Genomic DNA, 18,019 nt, shown 5'->3' with positions numbered 1-18,019 from the left:
TCACGCCGTGCATATGGTTTCAGGAACTTCGAGAATTACCGCATGCGAGTCTTGGCTCAATGCGGTTGGAACGGTGTGATCAACCGTGTCTGATGGATGCCCATCCCCCGATAATGGGGAAGAGCCTGAATTCTTTGGCGGAGCGGACGGGACTCGAACCCGCGACCCCCGGCGTGACAGGCCGGTATTCTAACCAACTGAACTACCGCTCCGCAACGGTGTACTACTGATGCCAAATTAGAAATCTGGCGTCCCCAAGGGGATTCGAACCCCTGTACCCACCGTGAAAGGGTGGTGTCCTAGGCCTCTAGACGATGGGGACCGGACAAAACAAGCTGCGCAGTATAGCATATAAAAGCGCATGTACCGCTGTTTTCACTACTTTCTTCGTTAAGACTGGTGGAGGTAAGCGGGATCGAACCGCTGACCTCTTGCATGCCATGCAAGCGCTCTCCCAGCTGAGCTATACCCCCGTACTGGCTTGTCTAGCGAAGAAGCGAGATTATGCACTATATTTTTAATGTGTGCAAGTCAGGCCCTGGCTTTACTACTTGCAGGTTCAATTGGGCGAAAAAAAAGACCGATCGAAGTATAGCGTGCATCATTATACGTGCAGAGACTTCGACGCGGTTGCTCGCTGTCGCAATACGAAACCCAGCAACAGTATCAGACCAATCCAGGTCAGGACTGGCACATTGCCCCAGCGCACATAGGGCGTATAGCCCGACATGCCCTGGACTTCCACGTCAAGGACGCCCGGAGTCATGGGCAGGAGGGCGGCGCGCACTACGCCCTTGGGGTCGATCGCCGCTGTCATGCCGGTGTTGGTGGCCCGTAGCATTGGGCGTGCCGTTTCCATGGCTCGCATGCGCGATATTTGCAGGTGCTGGCGTAGGGCCCATGAGTTCCCGAACCACCCCAGATTGCTTATATTGACCAGTATCGTGGCACCGGGACCGTGGGTGTCGCTGTCACGTACCGTCTGGAGGATTTCTTCTCCGAAGACATCCTCATAGCAGATGTCCGGCGAGATCATTTGACCTTCAATGGGGAACAAGGCCTGTCGAACAGCACCGCGATTGAAGTCTCCCAGGGGAATCTGCATCGTATCGACAAACCAGCGAAAACCTGGCGGTACGAATTCGCCGAATGGAACCAGGTGGTGTTTGTCATAGCGCATGTCTGGGTTGCCCGCCAGCAGGGTCTCAATGGGCGTTTGAGCGTCAAAACCAATGGCGCTGTTCGTATAACGGTCCAGACCCTGGCGCTGATCATGCAATGGCACACCCATGAGGATCCGGGCATTTTGTTCGCGGGAAATATCGAGCCATTGCTGCCACAGGCGTGGCGCTACCCTATCCTGGAACAGCGGCACGACGGTTTCCGGAAGCACGATCAAGTGGGGGGCGCTGTCGGCTTCCTTGGGGGGAAGCCTGGCCAGCTCCATATAGGTATCAAGGCCGCGTTGGATCAGCTGCGGATCAAATTTTTCCGATTGTGGAACGCCGCCTTGCACCAAGCGCACGATGATTGGCGCTCCGTGTGGCCTTGCCCAGGCGATGTGGCCCAGTGCGATTCCCAGCAGCCCAATGATGATTGCGCAGCCCACGCCTACGGCGGCCCGGGCGTCATTGCCGGTATCTTTGGCGCAGGCCAGCAAGGCAATGGCGGCCGAGGCGAATGACGCAAACCATGCCAGCCCATAGACGCCCAACAGCGGTGCCCACCCAGCCAGCACGCCTTCCACGTGCGCATAACCCACGTTGAGCCAGGGAAAGCCGGTAAACAGCGTACCGCGCAGCCATTCGGCGAAAGCCCAACTGGATGCCCAGACGGCGGCGATTAACAATTGCCATGCGTAGCTGGATGTTGCATGCAAATGCCGGCCGGAGAGCCATCGCGAGAACGCTGCCGCGCCCGCGATAAACAGCGCCTCCACCGCGGCCAGCAGTACTACGGCCGTACCCGCCAGCCAGGCGGCCATGCCGCCGTATTCATGCATGCTGATATACAGCCAGTAGAAGCCCAGCGCAAAGTTCGCCAGTCCGAATAGGAATCCACTGAGGGCCGCCTGTCCCGGCGACCCGGATTTGAATACACGGTACGCCAGGAAGGCAAGGCTGAATATCTGAACAAAAGGCAGGGACCACGCCGGCAGTGGCACAGGCGCGAATGACAGCGCATGAATGGCGCCAAGAAGCAGCAGCCAGGCATATTGCCGGCCGAAAAAACGTAGTGAATTCAAGTGCTTACTCGTTGGCGTTGGAGGGCGCGATGGGGTCAGGGTTATCGAGCTGGATATGCAGCCACAAGGCGCGCTTGGCATCGGCACCCACGACAGTGATATTGAGCCCCTGGTGATTGATGCTGTCGCCGCGCCGCGGTATGCGACCAAGTTCGGCTGCCAGCCAGCCGCCCAGAGTGTCATAGTCGTCGTGCGGCAAGTCGGTATTGAAGCTGCGATTGAATACCGATATTTCCGTTATCCCCATGGCGCGCCAGCTATTGGTGCCGGTCTGAAAAATGGTTTTCTCCGCGTCCTCATCGTACTCGTCTTCGATTTCGCCGACGATCTGTTCCAGCACGTCTTCCATGGTGACAAGACCCGAGGTGCCGCCGTGCTCATCGACCACAATCGCCAAATGGTTGCGGCTGCTGCGAAAGTCGTGCAGCAGTACATTGAGGCGTTTGGTTTCTGGAACGAACACGGCGGGCCGCACCAGAGGACGCAAGTCGATCGCTGGGTTGGTGATGGACAGCAGCAGGTCTTTGGCTAGCAATATGCCGACAATATTGTCGCGGTCATCTTCGTAGACGGGAAAGCGTGAATGCCCGGTTTCGATGATATCCGGAAGGACTTCAGCCAGTGGCTTGCTGACATCCAGCATATCCATTTTCGAGCGGGGAACCATGATGTCGGCAACGGTCTGGTTGGCGACTTCAAGGGCACCCGAAATCATGGCATAGGATTCGCCATCGAGTACGTGACGGTCGTGTGCCGCTTCAAGCAGAGTCTTGATATCGTCGCGGTCTTCGGGCTCGGATGGCCTCATGAACGCAGTGAGACGTCCAAACAGGGATTTTGATGAGGTTTTAGCCGGTCGAGGCTCGGCGTCGGGTGAGCTAGGTTCTGACATTGTCCAAGGGACTGGTTATACGGAGGTTTAGCATAACCGAAATTGTAGTTTGAGGCGCAAGGCCTTATGGCCGGTAGGGGTCGGATATGCCTATCCTGCCGAGGATATCGATTTCCAGCGCCTCCATTTTCTCGGCATCAATGGCGTCAATGTGGTCGTAGCCCAGGGCATGCAGTACACCGTGCACGGTCAGGTGCGCGGCATGGCTCAGCAATTCCTTGTTTTGTTCAACGGCCTCACGGTGCAGTACGGGCACGCACAGCACGATGTCGCCGCTGGCGGTTCCGGATGGGTCGACGCCATATTCGAAAGTAAGGACGTTTGTGGCATAGTCGCGGTCACGGTAGTCACGATTCAATGTCTGGCCCTCTTCCAGATCGACCAGACGCAAGGTGAGCACTGCCGCTGTAAAGGTGGGCGGCAGGTACCCCTGGTTGCCGGAATTGCCCGTGCCGGCAATTGTTCGCGCCACGCCATTGACGGCCTGCCGGACCCACCGACGCAGCCGCCAGCGTGGCAGCTCTGGAGCTTGGGTGCCATACTGGATTGCGAGGGACAGCAGTGGATCAGGCGACATGGTCGCCGGCCTTTTCATAGGCGTCGACGATACGCGCGACCAGTGGGTGTCGCACGACATCGCGGCTGGTGAATCGGGTGGTGGCTATGCCTTGTACCGATTCCAGTACCTCAACGGCATTGGCCAGACCGCTGAGTTGCCCGCGCGGCAGGTCGACCTGCGATGGATCCCCATTGATAACCGCCTTGCTGCCGAAACCGATGCGGGTCAGGAACATTTTCATTTGTTCGGGGGTCGTGTTCTGGGCTTCATCCAGAATAATGAAGGCATGGTTCAGTGTGCGGCCGCGCATATAGGCCAGGGGAGCAATTTCGATAGTCTGTTTTTCAAAAAGACGCTGGACGCGTTCATAGCCCATTAGATCGTACAAGGCGTCATACAGGGGACGCAAGTACGGGTCGACCTTCTGCACCAGATCACCAGGCAGGAAGCCCAATCGTTCACCGGCTTCCACGGCCGGACGCGTCAGGACCAAGCGTTGCACGGTTTCGCGTTCAAGCGCATCGATGGCGCAGGCCACGGCGAGCCACGTCTTGCCCGTCCCGGCCGGTCCTATGCCGAACGTGATGTCGTGCTGTAGGATCTGATTGAGGTATTCGCGCTGGCGCGGCGTACGCGGGCGCAGGTCCGTTTTGCGGGTGCGCAGGCTCAGGCTGCGATCTTCCGGCGTTGCGGGTTCAGCCACTGCTGGCGAGGGAGCGAGGTTCTCGGCGACTCTCTGGGGAAGCCCGGCGCCCAATTCAACCATGCCCAGCTGGATGTCATCGATTGACAAGGCTTTATGAACGGCGCGCTGATGGAACCACTCCAGTGCCTTTGCCGCCGCCTTGGCTTGTTCGCCGGTTATGGAGACGCGGTCGCCGCGGCGATTCAGAACGACATTCCAGCCCTCGGCGATCTGGCGCAGATTTTCGTCCAGTGGACCGCACAGATTCGCCAAATGCGTGTTATCACCATCCAGCCATACGGTCATCGGCCCTTTGCTGCGTGCGGCTCGAGTCATGCTTATCATTGCTCCTGCGGCGCGATCGTGACGATTTCGCCCTTGAGTGTATTGGCCATGGTCTGTACGATGCGCACGTCCACCATTTGTCCAATAAGACGCGGCTGCCCGGCGAAGTTGACGATGCGGTTGTTCTCGGTGCGCCCGGACAATTCGTTGGGGTCACGTTTGGATGGTTTTTCGACTAGTATGCGCTGGATCGATCCCACCATGGAAGCGCTGATTTGTGCCGCCTGGTCATTGATCAGCGCCTGCAAACGGTAGAGACGTTCAAGCTTGGTTTCCTTGGAGGTGTCATCCTGCAGATCGGCGGCGGGCGTCCCCGGCCGACGTGAATACACGAAAGAAAATGACTGGTCGAACCCGACATCGCGAATCAGCGTCATGGTTTTTTCAAAATCTGCTTCGGTCTCGCCGGGAAAGCCGACGATAAAGTCCGAGGATAAGGTCAAGCCCGGCCGCGCGGCGCGCAGCCGGCGCACGATGGACTTGAATTCCAGGGTGGTATAGCCGCGCTTCATTGCCGATAGAATCTGGTCGCTTCCCGCCTGGACCGGCAGGTGCAGGAAAGGAACCAGCTTGGGCAATCTGCCATGCGCCTCGATCAGGCGGGTTGTCATTTCTTTGGGATGTGATGTCGTATAGCGTATGCGCTCGATGCCCGGAATTTCGTGTACATACTCCAGCAGCATGGCAAAGTCGGCAATGCTTGCGCCTTCGTTCATGGGACCGCGGTAGGCGTTCACATTCTGGCCGAGCAAGGTCACTTCCTTTACGCCTTGGTCGGCAAGGTCGGCGACTTCCACCAATACGTCATCGAATGGACGTGAGACCTCGGCGCCGCGAGTGTAGGGCACAACGCAGAAGCTGCAGTATTTGCTACAGCCCTCCATGATGGAGACGAACGCCGTCGGTCCGTCCACACGGGCTGGAGGCATGGCATCGAATTTTTCGATTTCTGGAAAGCTGATATCCACCTGCGAACGGCCGGATTTGCGCCGCTGGGCGATAAGGGCGGGCAGGCGGTGCAGGGTTTGCGGCCCAAAAACGATGTCCACGTAGGGGGCCCGCTTGACAATGGCTTCACCTTCCTGGCTGGCCACGCATCCTCCTACGCCTATGATCAGATTGGGATTCAGCTGCTTCAGATGTTGCACCCGACCAAGGTCGGAAAAAACTTTTTCCTGGGCTTTTTCGCGCACCGAGCACGTGTTGAACAGAATAATGTCGGCTTCTTCGACGTTCTGGGTCACCTCGATTCCCTGGTCTTCGTGCAGCACGTCCACCATTTTGTCCGAGTCGTACTCGTTCATCTGGCAGCCGAAGGTACGGATGAAGAGCTTGCGGGTTTCGGCGGCGGGAGCCGTCGCCCGGCTGATGTCTTCGGCGGCTTCAGGCTCCGATTCGGGTTCCGTGGGAATCAGGAACTGGCCGGATACGAAGGTGGGCTCGGTGGGAGTCAGGAACTGGATCGAGGCGACAGGGGTTTCTGCGCTTACGGAGGTAACGCGTTTGATGGTGGTTTCTTGCATGATAGTGCCGTGACGGGTGTAGATCCCGGGGGCTGAAATTTAAACCCTAGATTGTACCTTTACTGGGCGTTTTGGCTTTGATTTTGCTATCTGCTGGTTTTCTGCAAGGCATCAGGAACGTGGCGGTTCTCTTGGGCATCGCTGTATATTCCGTTGACGCCGCGGGTGAGGCAGGGACGTTCGGGGCACTCGGGCGAGCCGGATGCGAAGGACGCCCGCGTAGGCGCGAACTCCCCAACCCAAACGAAAACTGCCGAAGGATCGAAGATCGACCCATCGGCAGCATACCCCCGTTGGCCGCAGGCCAACACCAAATTAACCTAACTCAGCGCTCGGGTCATCCTTCTTAGGCGTCTTGATCATGTCTTCGCGTGTCACGCCCAGCCACATCGCGATTGCTGCGGCAACGAACACCGAGGAATAAATTCCGAACCAGATACCGATGGTCAGCGCCAGTGCGAAATAGTGCAGCGACGGGCCGCCGAAGAACAGCATGGCCAGCACCATCATCTGCGTTGAACCGTGAGTGATCACCGTACGCGAAATCGTTTGCGTGATCGCGCTGTTGATCACCTCCTTCACGCTTGCCTTGCGCTGCTTGCGGAAGTTTTCGCGAATCCGGTCCATGATGACCACCGACTCGTTCACCGAGTAGCCCAGCACGGCAAGGACACCCGCCAGCACAGGCAGCGAGAACTCCCACTGGAAGAACGCGAAAAAGCCAAGGATAATCACCACGTCGTGCAAGTTGGCCAACACGCCGGCCACAGCGAACTTCCATTCGAAACGAAAGCCCAAGTAAAGCATGATCCCGATGACGACACTGAGCAACGCCATCAGGCCATTGTGCACCAGTTCCTGCCCCACTTGCGGACCCACGAACTCTACCCGGCGCAGCTCCACATCGGGATGCTGGGCCTTCAACGCGCCAAGGACAGCTTCACTTTGGGTGCTTGATGTTTCTCCGGCGCGCAAAGGCAGTCGGATCAAGACATCTTGTGAGGTGCCGAAGTTCTGTACCTGGAAGTCGGAATAGCCGAGTGAGTCGACGGCGCTGCGGATTTCCTCCACTTGCGCAGTTTGCGCGTAGTGGGCCTCCATTACCGTTCCGCCAGTGAACTCGATGGATAGGTGGAATCCACGCGTGGCGATAAAAAAGACCGCTGCAACAAATGTAAGAAGGCTGATCAGGTTAAGCACCAGCGCGTGGCGCATAAACGGAATGGTGCGGTGGATGCGGAAAAATTCCATGTTCTTTCTTGCCTGAATGGGGGTAAATGGGCGGCGCTCAGGGCGCCGCGTTGAGGCTTAATCTTGCTCGGGTTTCCATATCTGGCCAATGGAGACCGTTTGCAGTTTACGTTTGCGCCCGTACCATAGATTCACCAGGGCGCGTACGCCCACGATGGAAGAGAACATCGAAGTCAGTATGCCGATGCAATGCACGACCGCGAAACCTCGCACAGGTCCCGTACCGAAAGCCAGGAGCGAGAGGCCGACGATCAATGTGGTCAGGTTCGAGTCCAGAATCGTGCCCCAGGCGCGCTCGAAACCAAGGTGGATTGCCTGTTGTGGGGGCAAGCCTGCCCGAAGTTCCTCACGTATTCGCTCGTTGATCAGTACGTTGGAGTCAATAGCCATGCCGAGGGTCAATGCGATGGCGGCAATGCCGGGCAGAGTCAGGGTGGCCTGCAGCATGGAGAGCACGGCCAGCAGCAGTAGCACATTGAATGCCAGTCCTAGCGTCGAGAAAACGCCGAAGAGGCGGTAGTAGACAATGATGAACACGGCGATGGCGATAAAGCCGTAAAGGGTCGAGTAGAAACCCTTGGCAATGTTGTCGGCGCCCAGGCTTGGGCCTATGGTGCGTTCTTCGATGATTTCCATCGGCGCTGCCAGCGCACCGGCACGCAAAAGCAGCGATGTATCGGCGGCTTCCTGTGCGCTCATGCTGCCTGTAATCTGGACCTGACCACCCGGGATTTCGCTGCGTATCACTGGGGCGGTAACGACCTGGCCTTTGCCTTGCTCAAACAGGACGATGGCCATGCGCTTGTTGATGTTGTTGCGCGTGACGTCGCGGAAAATTCGCGAGCCTTTGGAGTCCAGTGTCAGGTTTACCGATGGCTGCTGGGTTTGCTGGTCGCGTCCAGGCTGCGCATCTTGAAGGTTCTCGCCGGTCAATATGACCTGGCGCCGCAATAGCAAGGGACGCCCATCGCGGTCGGTATAGCGTTCGAGTCCGAAGGGTACCGTTCCGGCGTTGAGTGCGGCCATGGCAGTGGGTGAATCATCCACCATGCGGATTTCGAGCGTTGCGGTGCGGCCCAGGATTTCCTTGGCCTTGGCCACATCCTGCACGCCGGGCAATTGCACCACAATACGGTCTACGCCCTGTTGCTGGATGATGGGCTCGGCCACGCCCAGTTCGTTGATCCGATTATGCAGGGTCGTGATGTTCTGTTTCAAGGCATTGGTTTGCACCTGCGCCATAGCAGTATCGGTCAATTTACCGGTCAGGAAGAATTTACCGCCGCTGTCGCCGCTGTTGGTAAAGACCATGTCGGGCATGGCGCGACGCAGCTCACTGGCAGCAGCGCTGCGGGCGTCGGCACTTTCGAAGGTCGACACGATGGACAGATCATTGCGATCGATGCTGCTGACGGGGGATTTCGCTTCGCGCAAGGTACTGCGAGCATCGTTGGCGATCGAGTCGTAACGACCGGTGAGGGCGCCGTGCATATCGACCTGGAGCAGGAAATGGACGCCGCCGCGAAGATCGAGGCCGAGGTACATGGGATGCGCACCCAATGCCGTCAACCAATTGGGTGACGCGGGCAGCAGGTTCAACGCCACCGTATAGTCGGGATTGGAAGGGTCGGGATTGAGCGTCTTTTCGATCAGGTCTTTGGCTTTGAGCTGGACATCGGTGGATTCGAAACGGGCGCGCACCGTACCTACCGGACCGTTCTGTTCGAAATAGGCGCTGGTAGGCGTGATATTGCTGGATTTCAGTATGTCTTCAACCCGCTGCAGCACTGTTGTGTCGATCTTGACAGTTGACTTGGCTCCGGCCACCTGCACTGCGGGGGATTCCCCGAAAAAGTTGGGTAGCGTATACAGAATGCCAATTACCAAGGCGACTGCTACGGTGAGGTATTTCCAGAGAGGATAACGGTTCATCGTCGGTCAACAACTAAAGCGGGAATGGAGCCCCGGACTATCGTCCGGGGTACGCAGATTGAATCAGAGCGCCTTGATTGTGCCCTTGGGCAAAATCGACGTTACCGCTGTGCGTTGCAAGACGGTTTCGATAGGCTTATCGGCCACGGTGCTGATTTCGATGGTGACATAGCTGTCGCTGACTTTGGTGACCTTGCCCAGCAGACCGCCCGTGGTGATGACTTCGTCGCCCTTGGCAAGCGCCGCCACCATATTGCGGTGTTCTTTCTGACGCTTCATCTGCGGACGTATCATCAGGAAGTAAAGAATGACGAACATAAGGATGATGGGCAACATGCCCATCAGGGCGTTCTCACTACCGCCTGCAGCAGCTTGGGCAGTGACGAGATTCAAGGTGTCAATTACGGACATCGGGTGCTCCTGAGGTGTTTGGGTAACTTCGCATTGTAGCGATATCTTGTCTATTCGATACCATGTGCCCGGTCTCGGGCAAATTGCTCGCGCCATGATTCGAAGTTGCCCCCGGCAATGGCATCGCGCATCTCTTGCATGATGGTCAGGTAAAAATGCAGGTTATGGAGCGTGTTCAGGCGTGAACCAGTGATTTCATTGGCGCGCTGCAGATGATGCAAATAAGAGCGCGAAAAATGACGACAGGTGTGGCAAGAGCAGGATGGATCAAGCGGGCGCGTGTCGTCGCGGTAGCGTGCGTTGCGCATCTTGATGTCGCCGAAGCGCGTAAACAGCCAGCCATTGCGCGCATTGCGGGTCGGCATGACGCAGTCGAACATGTCCACGCCGCGGCTGACGCCTTCCACCAGATCTTCGGGCGTGCCGACACCCATCAGGTAGCGGGGAGCATCGGCGGGCAGGCGCGGTGCGACGTGGGCCAGCACCCGCATCATGTCTTCCTTGGGTTCGCCCACCGATAATCCACCGATGGCGTAGCCTTCGAAACCTATGTCAACAAGGCCTGCCAGTGATTCGTCGCGCAGGTCTTCGAACATGCCGCCCTGCACGATGCCAAATAGCGCGTTCGGATTCTCCTGCTCGTGGAAGGCCACGCGCGAGCGCTTGGCCCAGCGCAGCGACATGCGCATGGACGTCGCTGCCTCTGCACTGGTCGCGGGACGCCCTTCTATGGTGTAGGGCGTGCATTCGTCAAAGACCATGGCGATATCCGAATTCAGCGCGCGCTGGATGCGCATGGACTCTTCAGGGGTCAGAAACAGTCGGGCTCCGTCGATGGGCGAGGCGAACTTGACGCCTTCTTCGGTGATCTTGCGCATGCCGTGCAGGCTGAACACCTGGAAACCGCCCGAATCGGTCAGAATGGGCTTGTTCCATTGCATGAAGCCGTGCAGGCCGCCGTGCTTTTCCATGACGTCGGTGCCCGGACGTAGCCATAAATGGAAGGTATTACCCAGCACGATTTGCGCGCCGACCTCCTCAAGTTCGTGGGGCAGCATCGCCTTGACGCTGCCGTACGTGCCTACCGGCATGAATATCGGAGTCTGTACCACGCCATGGTTTAGCGTGATTTGGCCGCGGCGCGCCGCGCCATCGGTGGCCAGCAGCTTGAACTGTAAACCGGTCATTGCTTTAAGGGGTTTCTATGAACATGGCATCGCCGTAACTGAAAAAGCGATACCGGGATTGAACAGCGTGCGCATAGGCGCGCTGGATGGGTTCCATGCCGGCAAGGGCCGACACCAGCATAAGTAATGTCGATTGAGGCAAGTGGAAATTGGTGAGCAGGGCGTCTACCCACAGGAAGCGATAGCCCGGTGTGATAAAGAGGCGGGTATCTCCTTCGACCGGAGCTGCCGGCGTCGTGGCGTCGGCCTGCAATGCGGCGGACTCCAGCGCGCGCACGCTGGTCGTGCCGACGGCCACCACGCGGCCTCCCGCGTCACGGGTCGCCTTGATCAGTGCGACGGTCTCGGGTGGAACACTATAGCGTTCGGCGTGCATGACATGGTCGTTCAGGTTTTTGCTGCGGACGGGTTGGAAGGTGCCCGCGCCCACATGCAGCGTGACAAACGCCTGAGCGATACCCTGCGCGGTCAGTTGTGCCAGCATGGCTTCGTCGAAGTGGAGGCCCGCCGTGGGAGCCGCAACGGCGCCAGGCTCGCGCGCATATACGGTTTGATAGCGCTCATCGTCCTGCTGAAGGGCCGCGTGCTCGATATACGGTGGTAGCGGCGTAGCGCCATGCCTGTCCAGCAGATCCAGTACGCGATCGGGAAATTCGACGTCGAAGAGCTCTCCTTCACGGCCACGGACTGTCGCGGTGAACGCGTCGGCCAGAATCAGCTTGCTGGCGGGCTTGGGCGATTTGCTCGCCCTGATATGGACCAAGGCAGTATTTTCGCCGGTAATGCGTTCGACCAGGACCTCCACCTTGCCGCCGCTTGCCTTCTGTCCAAGCAAGCGGGCCTTGATGACGCGCGTGTTGTTGAACACGAGCAGGTCGTTGGGGCGCAATAGCTGCGGCAGGTCGATGAAGTGGCGATCATGCAGGGCGCTGGCCCGATCCAGATGCAGCAGTCGACTTTCGACCCGTCTGGATGTGGGGGATTGGGCAATAAGTTCCTGTGGCAGTTCGTAATCGAACTGGGAAAGGTCAAGGCTAGGATTCACGCGTGGGGTCTTTGAATAGGGTGCGATGTTTGGCACCCGGGTGAGTTTCTTGCAATATTTTAAGCTGTTGCGCCAGATTTATGCCCGAAGGTCATGTCGAGTACGGCTTCTTTGGTTATGCTGGTGCTTTTTCGGGGAACGAAGCATCATGTCCATGTTGGCGTCGCGGCAGTGGCTATCCTGCCTGAAGATCGGCCGGTCGCAATACACGAGGGCAATGATCGGGATTATCGCCGGCCTGTTCACCGTGCAGGCATCGGCCCAAAGCAGCTTGCCCGCCGACCTCGAGAAATCCTGGCGCGCCACTCGATTGCCTGACAGCGCGATCTCGTTGGTCGTGCAAGAGATCAATGGGCCGCGCCTGATTTCCCTGAATGCGTCCGAGCCGCGCAACCCGGCTTCCGTAATGAAGATGGTGACCACGTGGGCCGCCCTTTCGGGCCTCGGACCAGACTATACCTGGCGCACCGCGTTCCATGCAAAAGGAGGCGGCCAGGTGGATGCGCAGGGCAGCCTGATCGGACCACTATACCTGAAGGCGGGGGGAGACCCCTTGCTTACCATCGAAGAACTTTGGGGCTTGCTGCGCGAATTGCGGCTGCGAGGCATAAAAAACCTTGGCCAGGTCGTCGTCGATCGCTCGCGGTTCGGCCGTGTCACCACGGACCCGGGTGAGTTCGACGCAGCGCCCGATCGACCTTACAACGCAAGCCCGGATGCCATGATGGTGGGGCTCGGTGCCGTACGCCTCTTGTTCCAGCCCGACCGGCAAGCACGCAAATGGGTGCCTATCATCGATCCACCGTTGCAAGGCATACGCATCAATGGCGATATCAAGTGGAGCAATGTAGCGTGTCCTGGGTCGCCATCGATTGCCACACAAGTGGTACCCGCTGGTGGAAATATGGTCGTCAATGTCAGCGGGACGGCAGCGGGTTCTTGCGGGGAATTCAGCGTCTATCGTCTGGCATTGTCGCAACCGGAATACTTCGCCGCTTTGTTTCAGATGCTCTGGAAGGAGCTCGGCGGCACCCTCGCAAAGGGAATAATCGAGGGCAAGGTGCCGTCAAACGCCGAACCCGTCGTATGGCACGATTCGGAAAGCCTGGCCGACACCATTCGGCGGATCAATAAGCAAAGCAATAACGTCATGGCGCGGACGCTGCTTCTGACTTTGGGTGCCGAGCGCACAGGCGCGGGCGCCACGCCTGCGACGGGTGCGGCCGCCGCGCTTGCTGTTTTGAACGAGCAGAATGTCAATACGCGGGGATGGGTCCTGGACAATGGAGCCGGACTCTCACGCGAAGGGCGTCTGACCGCTGAAGGATTGTCCGACATGCTCAACGCCGCCTGGCGTTCTCCGCTCATGCCGGAATTCGTTTCATCGCTGGCCATCTCCGGCATCGACGGCACCGTGCGTCGCCGCCTGCGCGCCGATGAGGTCAAAGGCATGGCGCACCTTAAGACGGGCACCTTGCGCAATGTGCGCGCCCTGGCAGGCTACGTTCTGGGAGCCAGCGGCAAACGGTATATCCTCGTGAGTATTGTCAATGATGAGCGTTCTACCGCGGTGCGCGCCTTCGACGATACGCTGGTCAGTTGGCTGGCCGCGCGGTAGTGCCTCATTACACGTAATTTTTGCAGGAAGTGCCATGCCCATACATGAAATCCGTCACCCCCTCATCCGCCACAAGCTTGGCCTGATGCGCCGTGCCGACCTCAGCACAAAAAACTTCCGTGAAATGGCGCAAGAAATTGCCGCCTTGCTGACCTACGAAGCCTCCAAGGATCTGCCTCTCGAACCCGCGACCATCGAAGGCTGGTGCGGCGCCGTCGAAGTCGAGAAGCTGGCAGGCAAGAAAGTGACTGTGGTACCCATTTTGCGCGCCGGAATAGGCATGCTCGATGGCGTACTCAGCCTGATACCCGGCGCCAAGGTCAGCGCGGTGGGTATCGCACGCAACGAAGAAACGCTGCAGGCGCAAGCTTACTTGGAACGGCTGGTGGGCCAGCTAGACCAGCGCCTTGCCCTGATCGTGGATCCCATGCTGGCGACCGGCGGATCGATGGTAGCCACGATCGACCTCCTCAAGAAGGCCGGGTGTGTCAATGTCCGTGCGCTGGTGCTGGTGGCTGCACCGGAGGGCATTCGGGCGGTCGAGCAACGTCATCCCGATGTACACATATATACGGCATCCATCGATAGCCATTTGGACGATAAGGGCTACATCATTCCCGGGCTCGGGGATGCGGGCGATCGTATTTTCGGTACACGACAGAAAGACGCCTGATCGGCGCAGCGCTTGACGCAAACATTTCTAATGTTTGCTTACCAGCGCTTGTGTTTTGTTGAGGACGGCCATGGCAAATACGGTAGTATGGTATCGACTCAATCACCACAGGCGATGTCCATGCGTTTTATACGGTATACGAGCTTTGCCGCGCTGATGATGGCGCTGGCGCCCGCCGGCGCATACGCCGGTCTGTGCGAAGCGCCCTTCATGCACGATGGCGGAGAAGTGCAACTTAGCGGATCGGGAGGCATGCAATTGGGCGCCGACCTGACTTTTTCCGAAGTGCGCAACCAAGATGGCAACGCTTGCCAGGCGCGCGTTCAGGGCACGGCCACGTACGGGCTTGCAGGACTTCCGCCCGGCAAGTCGGCGCTGGACTACTGGATGTCGATCAGCAACGGCAAGGCGACTTTCGAACGCCAGGACGCCCAGGGAAAACGCGAACCGGTAAGCGGGAAATTCGATCTTCGCATGTTGGGTCTGTTTTCTTATGGCGAACCGATCTCCAAAGCTGGTCAAACCTTTCCAGCGATGCGTTTTCAGATCAATGTCGACCAGAAGGCCGTGCAGGCACAGCCGGTGGTGGTCAATACCGGTGTCAAGACGGTAGGCGAACGCCAGACCATACAAACCGCCTCCGGGCATCAATCTTGCTGGCCTATCCGATATACGCGGATTACGGATCCCACCCAGGCTTCGTTCAGCGGGTTGGTACTTCCCATTCCGGGCATGACATCTGCTGTGACGGACTGGTTCTGCCCAGATTCGCACATGGTCATGAAGCAGGAAAGCCAGCAAGGTGGAGTGGCGTCTGTGGTGGAAGTCACCAAACTCCGCTAGTATGTACAAGAACTGATTGATTGCAGTATTAGTTTCATTCATCCACTCTCGATTAGGAGCCTTACCATGGTGACAAAGCAAGATCTATCCAACAAAGAAGAGCAATTCATCGACAGCGTAAAGGAAAGCCTTGACGATGCCGAGAAGCTCCTTAGGGAAGCTGCTTCAGCAACGGGCGACAAGGCAACCGAAATGCGTGAAAGCGCCATGCAGTCCCTGCGCCGTACACGCGAAGCTCTGTACGACACACAAGACGTCCTGATGGAACGTGGCCGTCGCGCGGCGCGGGTCACCGATGACTACGTTCACGATAACCCGTGGCAGGCCATCGGCATGGCCGGTTTGGCCGGTGTATTGATTGGCGCCCTGATCTGCCGTCGCTAACACACTAATAAAGGGCAAATTATGGCGCTCCGACAATCCGTTGGCGAACTGGCATGTACTCTATTGTCAATTGTGCGTACACGCCTTGAATTGCTATCGCTGGAAGCCGCAGGGCAGAAGGTGCATCTCATAGCAATTCTCGGTATGGCGTTTGGAGCGCTGCTCTTTCTTACCTTGGCGGTTCTCGTTTTTTCGATTGCCGTGGCCCTGTATTTCTGGCCGACAGAGCAACGATATGTGGCTTTAGGGCTTCTTGCGCTTTTCTATGGATTGCTCGGTATCGGCCTTTTTCTGGCCGTTCGCAGCAAACTGTTGTTCGCGCCCATGCCTTTCGCTGCTACCGTCGACGAACTTCGCCGCGACCTCAGCCTGCTCGAGCGCCTTCGCGAGCCATCGACATCGGTTCGGTCTCCCGATATTCCAGCGCGCAAGGATTTTCCATGAAAAAGTCGATGTCGCCGGCCGACAGGGCCATGCAAATTGAACTAGTCCGGGCGCGTGCAGCGCTTGAGCGACAAAGTCTGGGTCGCGGCGTCAGTGAACTGAGCCATTCGCTCACACCCTCGGCGCTCATGAACAGTTTCTTTCCACGACTTACCTCCAGAAAGCCTTCTGACTGGCTTTTCAAGGCTTTGACGCTCGGTCGGCAATACCCTTTGCTTGCATCAGTCGCTTCGGCGGCTTTCAGCCGCGTCGGCAAACGACGCCGCTTATGGCGCATCGCCGCCGGTTTGCTGCTTTCCTGGCAAGTCGCCCGCGCCATGAAAAAATAGTGCGGCCCGCCTCTGCGGCGAGCCCGGTTTCTACAATCCCAGTCCCTGCCACATGGCGTCGACACGTGCTTTGACGTCGACATCCATTTGTATGGGTGTGCCCCATTCACGCTGCGTTTCGCCCGGCCACTTGTTGGTTGCATCCATACCCATTTTTCCGCCCAGGCCCGAAACCGGCGAGGCAAAGTCCAGGTAGTCGATGGGCGTGTTCTCGACCAGCAAGGTGTCGCGTACCGGGTCCATGCGGGTGGTCATGGCCCAGATAACTTCCTTCCAGTCCCGGGTATCGATGTCGTGATCAACCACGACAATGAATTTCGTATACATGAACTGCCGTAGAACGCTCCAGATCCCGAACATGACTCGCTTGGCGTGGCCGGCGTATTGCTTGCGTATCGATACCACGGCGAGACGATAGCTGCAGCCCTCCGGGGGAAGATAGAAATCAACGATTTCCGGGAAAGTGCGCTTCAATATGGGAATGAACACCTCATTCAGCGCCACGCCAAGTATGGCCGGTTCGTCGGGCGGCTTGCCGGTGTAAGTGCTGTGATAGATCGGATTGCGGCGCATGGTGATGCGGTCGACCGTGAACACCGGAAACCAGTCTTTCTCGTTGTAGTATCCGGTATGGTCGCCATAGGGCCCTTCGAGCGCCATCTCATAGCTGGCGTCTTGCGGGCCGGCATTGCCGGATTCCACCGTGGGTTTTACCGCGCGCGGGTCAGAGGAAGGCAATATGTGTCCTTCCAGGACTATCTCCGCATAGGCGGGTACGGACAAATTGCTTCCGATCGCCTTGGTTACCTCAGTCCGCGAGCCGCGTAGAAGCCCGGCAAACTGATATTCCGACAGACTGTCCGGAACAGGGGTCACCGCACCCAGTATCGTGGCGGGATCGGCACCCAGGGCAACGACTATCGGGAAGGGCGTACCGGGATTGCTTAATGCGTGGTCCCTGAAGTCCAGGGCGCCGCCGCGATGTGACAACCACCGCATGATCAGTTTGTTGCGGCCCAAGAGCTGCTGGCGATAGATGCCCAGATTCTGGCGTTTGGCGTTTGGGCCGCGCGTAACGACCAGCCCCCACGTCAGCAGAGGGGCGACGTCGCCTGGCCAGCATCGCTGCAGTGGGATCTTGCCCAGGTCAACGTCTTTGCCTTCCAGTACGATTTCCTGGCATGCTGCCCCCTTGACCGATTTGGGGCTCATATCCCACAGTGCGGCTTTAAGCATCGACACTTTGGCGAAGGCATCGCGCAGACCGCGCGGCGCTTCCGGCTCGCGAAGTGCCGCCAGCAATTCACCGGTTTGGCGCAGTGCCGCTATATCTTCCGCGCCCATGCCCCAGGCCACGCGCCTGGTTGTCCCGAACAGGTTCGTCAATACGGGGATGGCAGCTTGGGAGCCATTATGCATGGGACGCTCGAAAAGCAGCGCCGGTCCTCCTGCGCGCAGCACGCGGTCGCTGATCTCGGTCATTTCAAGGTCGGTGGAAACGGGAGCCGCCAGGCGCTTGAGTTCGCCTGCGCGTTCAAGCTGCGCGATGAAGTCTCTTAGATCACGATATTTCACAGAGTTTGCCAATCCGGTTACATTGATACGCGAGGCTAAGGTTAACATCCACTTTGGTAAATCGATAGAAAGGGGCGT

The 18,019-nt window shown here is 58.2% G+C and carries 17 protein-coding genes and 3 tRNA genes; 6 read left to right on the top strand and 14 right to left on the bottom strand.

Features of this window, described 5'->3' with window-relative positions; all coding sequences use genetic code 11:
- Nucleotides 1-135 precede the first annotated feature (135 nt).
- The 13 genes from CR155_RS15365 to queA form a co-directional block, all read right to left on the bottom strand.
- Nucleotides 136-212: transfer RNA gene (locus CR155_RS15365), tRNA-Asp, on the bottom strand.
- Between the two features lie 34 nt (nt 213-246).
- Nucleotides 247-322 (bottom strand) — tRNA-Glu (locus CR155_RS15360).
- 75 nt (nt 323-397) lie between these two features.
- Nucleotides 398-473, bottom strand: a tRNA-Ala gene (locus CR155_RS15355).
- A 131-nt stretch (nt 474-604) separates the two neighbouring features.
- Nucleotides 605-2,245 carry an apolipoprotein N-acyltransferase gene (gene lnt, locus CR155_RS15350; protein WP_233214341.1) on the bottom strand — a complete coding sequence of 547 codons (1,641 nt, stop codon included), beginning with the start codon at nt 2,243-2,245 and terminating at the stop codon, nt 605-607.
- A gap of 4 nt (nt 2,246-2,249) precedes the next feature.
- Nucleotides 2,250-3,137 carry a CorC family transporter gene (locus CR155_RS15345; protein WP_102070907.1) on the bottom strand — a complete coding sequence of 296 codons (888 nt, stop codon included), beginning with the start codon at nt 3,135-3,137 and terminating at the stop codon, nt 2,250-2,252.
- A 64-nt stretch (nt 3,138-3,201) separates the two neighbouring features.
- On the bottom strand, nt 3,202-3,714 hold the full coding sequence (gene ybeY / locus CR155_RS15340) for an rRNA maturation RNase YbeY (protein ID WP_102070906.1): 513 nt from the start codon (nt 3,712-3,714) through the stop codon (nt 3,202-3,204).
- Nucleotides 3,704-4,717: a PhoH family protein gene (locus CR155_RS15335; RefSeq protein WP_199171780.1), complete on the bottom strand. Its 1,014-nt coding sequence runs from the start codon at nt 4,715-4,717 to the stop codon at nt 3,704-3,706. The genes ybeY and CR155_RS15335 overlap by 11 nt, the downstream gene beginning before the upstream one ends.
- A 5-nt stretch (nt 4,718-4,722) precedes the next feature.
- Complete coding sequence (gene miaB / locus CR155_RS15330) at nt 4,723-6,249, bottom strand: tRNA (N6-isopentenyl adenosine(37)-C2)-methylthiotransferase MiaB (RefSeq protein ID WP_233214338.1); 1,527 nt, start codon at nt 6,247-6,249, stop codon at nt 4,723-4,725.
- A gap of 315 nt (nt 6,250-6,564) precedes the next feature.
- Nucleotides 6,565-7,500 (bottom strand): protein translocase subunit SecF, encoded by a 936-nt coding sequence (gene secF, locus CR155_RS15320; protein ID WP_102070903.1) that lies wholly within the window; start codon nt 7,498-7,500, stop codon nt 6,565-6,567.
- A 57-nt stretch (nt 7,501-7,557) separates the two neighbouring features.
- Nucleotides 7,558-9,432, bottom strand: coding sequence for a protein translocase subunit SecD (gene secD, locus CR155_RS15315; RefSeq protein ID WP_102070902.1), 1,875 nt, complete (start codon nt 9,430-9,432; stop codon nt 7,558-7,560).
- A 63-nt stretch (nt 9,433-9,495) separates the two neighbouring features.
- Nucleotides 9,496-9,843: a preprotein translocase subunit YajC gene (gene yajC, locus CR155_RS15310; protein WP_102070901.1), complete on the bottom strand. Its 348-nt coding sequence runs from the start codon at nt 9,841-9,843 to the stop codon at nt 9,496-9,498.
- Nucleotides 9,844-9,893: 50 nt separating this feature from the next.
- Nucleotides 9,894-11,030, bottom strand: a complete 1,137-nt coding sequence (gene tgt, locus CR155_RS15305; protein ID WP_102070900.1) for a tRNA guanosine(34) transglycosylase Tgt — start codon at nt 11,028-11,030, stop codon at nt 9,894-9,896.
- A gap of 4 nt (nt 11,031-11,034) precedes the next feature.
- Nucleotides 11,035-12,075 (bottom strand): tRNA preQ1(34) S-adenosylmethionine ribosyltransferase-isomerase QueA, encoded by a 1,041-nt coding sequence (queA, locus tag CR155_RS15300; protein ID WP_102070899.1) that lies wholly within the window; start codon nt 12,073-12,075, stop codon nt 11,035-11,037.
- A gap of 154 nt (nt 12,076-12,229) precedes the next feature.
- Between queA and dacB the strand changes: the two genes are divergently transcribed.
- From dacB to CR155_RS15270, 6 genes are all read left to right on the top strand, one after another.
- Complete coding sequence (gene dacB / locus CR155_RS15295; RefSeq protein WP_439650451.1) at nt 12,230-13,693, top strand: D-alanyl-D-alanine carboxypeptidase/D-alanyl-D-alanine endopeptidase; 1,464 nt, start codon at nt 12,230-12,232, stop codon at nt 13,691-13,693.
- Nucleotides 13,694-13,727: 34 nt separating this feature from the next.
- Entirely contained in the window at nt 13,728-14,366 is a 639-nt protein-coding gene (gene upp / locus CR155_RS15290; RefSeq protein ID WP_102070897.1) for a uracil phosphoribosyltransferase, read from the top strand.
- A 120-nt stretch (nt 14,367-14,486) separates the two neighbouring features.
- Nucleotides 14,487-15,209, top strand: a complete 723-nt coding sequence (locus tag CR155_RS15285) for a hypothetical protein (protein ID WP_102070896.1) — start codon at nt 14,487-14,489, stop codon at nt 15,207-15,209.
- 66 nt (nt 15,210-15,275) lie between these two features.
- On the top strand, nt 15,276-15,593 hold the full coding sequence (locus CR155_RS15280; protein ID WP_102070895.1) for an ElaB/YgaM/YqjD family protein: 318 nt from the start codon (nt 15,276-15,278) through the stop codon (nt 15,591-15,593).
- A gap of 21 nt (nt 15,594-15,614) precedes the next feature.
- Entirely contained in the window at nt 15,615-16,037 is a 423-nt protein-coding gene (locus CR155_RS15275; RefSeq protein ID WP_102070894.1) for a phage holin family protein, read from the top strand.
- Nucleotides 16,034-16,366, top strand: coding sequence for a hypothetical protein (locus tag CR155_RS15270; RefSeq protein ID WP_102070893.1), 333 nt, complete (start codon nt 16,034-16,036; stop codon nt 16,364-16,366). The genes CR155_RS15275 and CR155_RS15270 overlap by 4 nt, the downstream gene beginning before the upstream one ends.
- A gap of 30 nt (nt 16,367-16,396) precedes the next feature.
- Here CR155_RS15270 and ubiD read toward each other — a convergent pair whose 3' ends face one another.
- Nucleotides 16,397-17,941 carry a 4-hydroxy-3-polyprenylbenzoate decarboxylase gene (gene ubiD / locus CR155_RS15265; RefSeq protein WP_102070892.1) on the bottom strand — a complete coding sequence of 515 codons (1,545 nt, stop codon included), beginning with the start codon at nt 17,939-17,941 and terminating at the stop codon, nt 16,397-16,399.
- Nucleotides 17,942-18,019: the final 78 nt, after the last annotated feature.

It is taken from the genome of Pollutimonas nitritireducens (assembly GCF_002849615.1).
Lineage (GTDB): Bacteria > Pseudomonadota > Gammaproteobacteria > Burkholderiales > Burkholderiaceae_B > Pollutimonas > Pollutimonas nitritireducens.
Note: the sequence above shows the minus strand (reverse complement) of the source record. Positions and strands in the feature narration are given on the sequence as shown.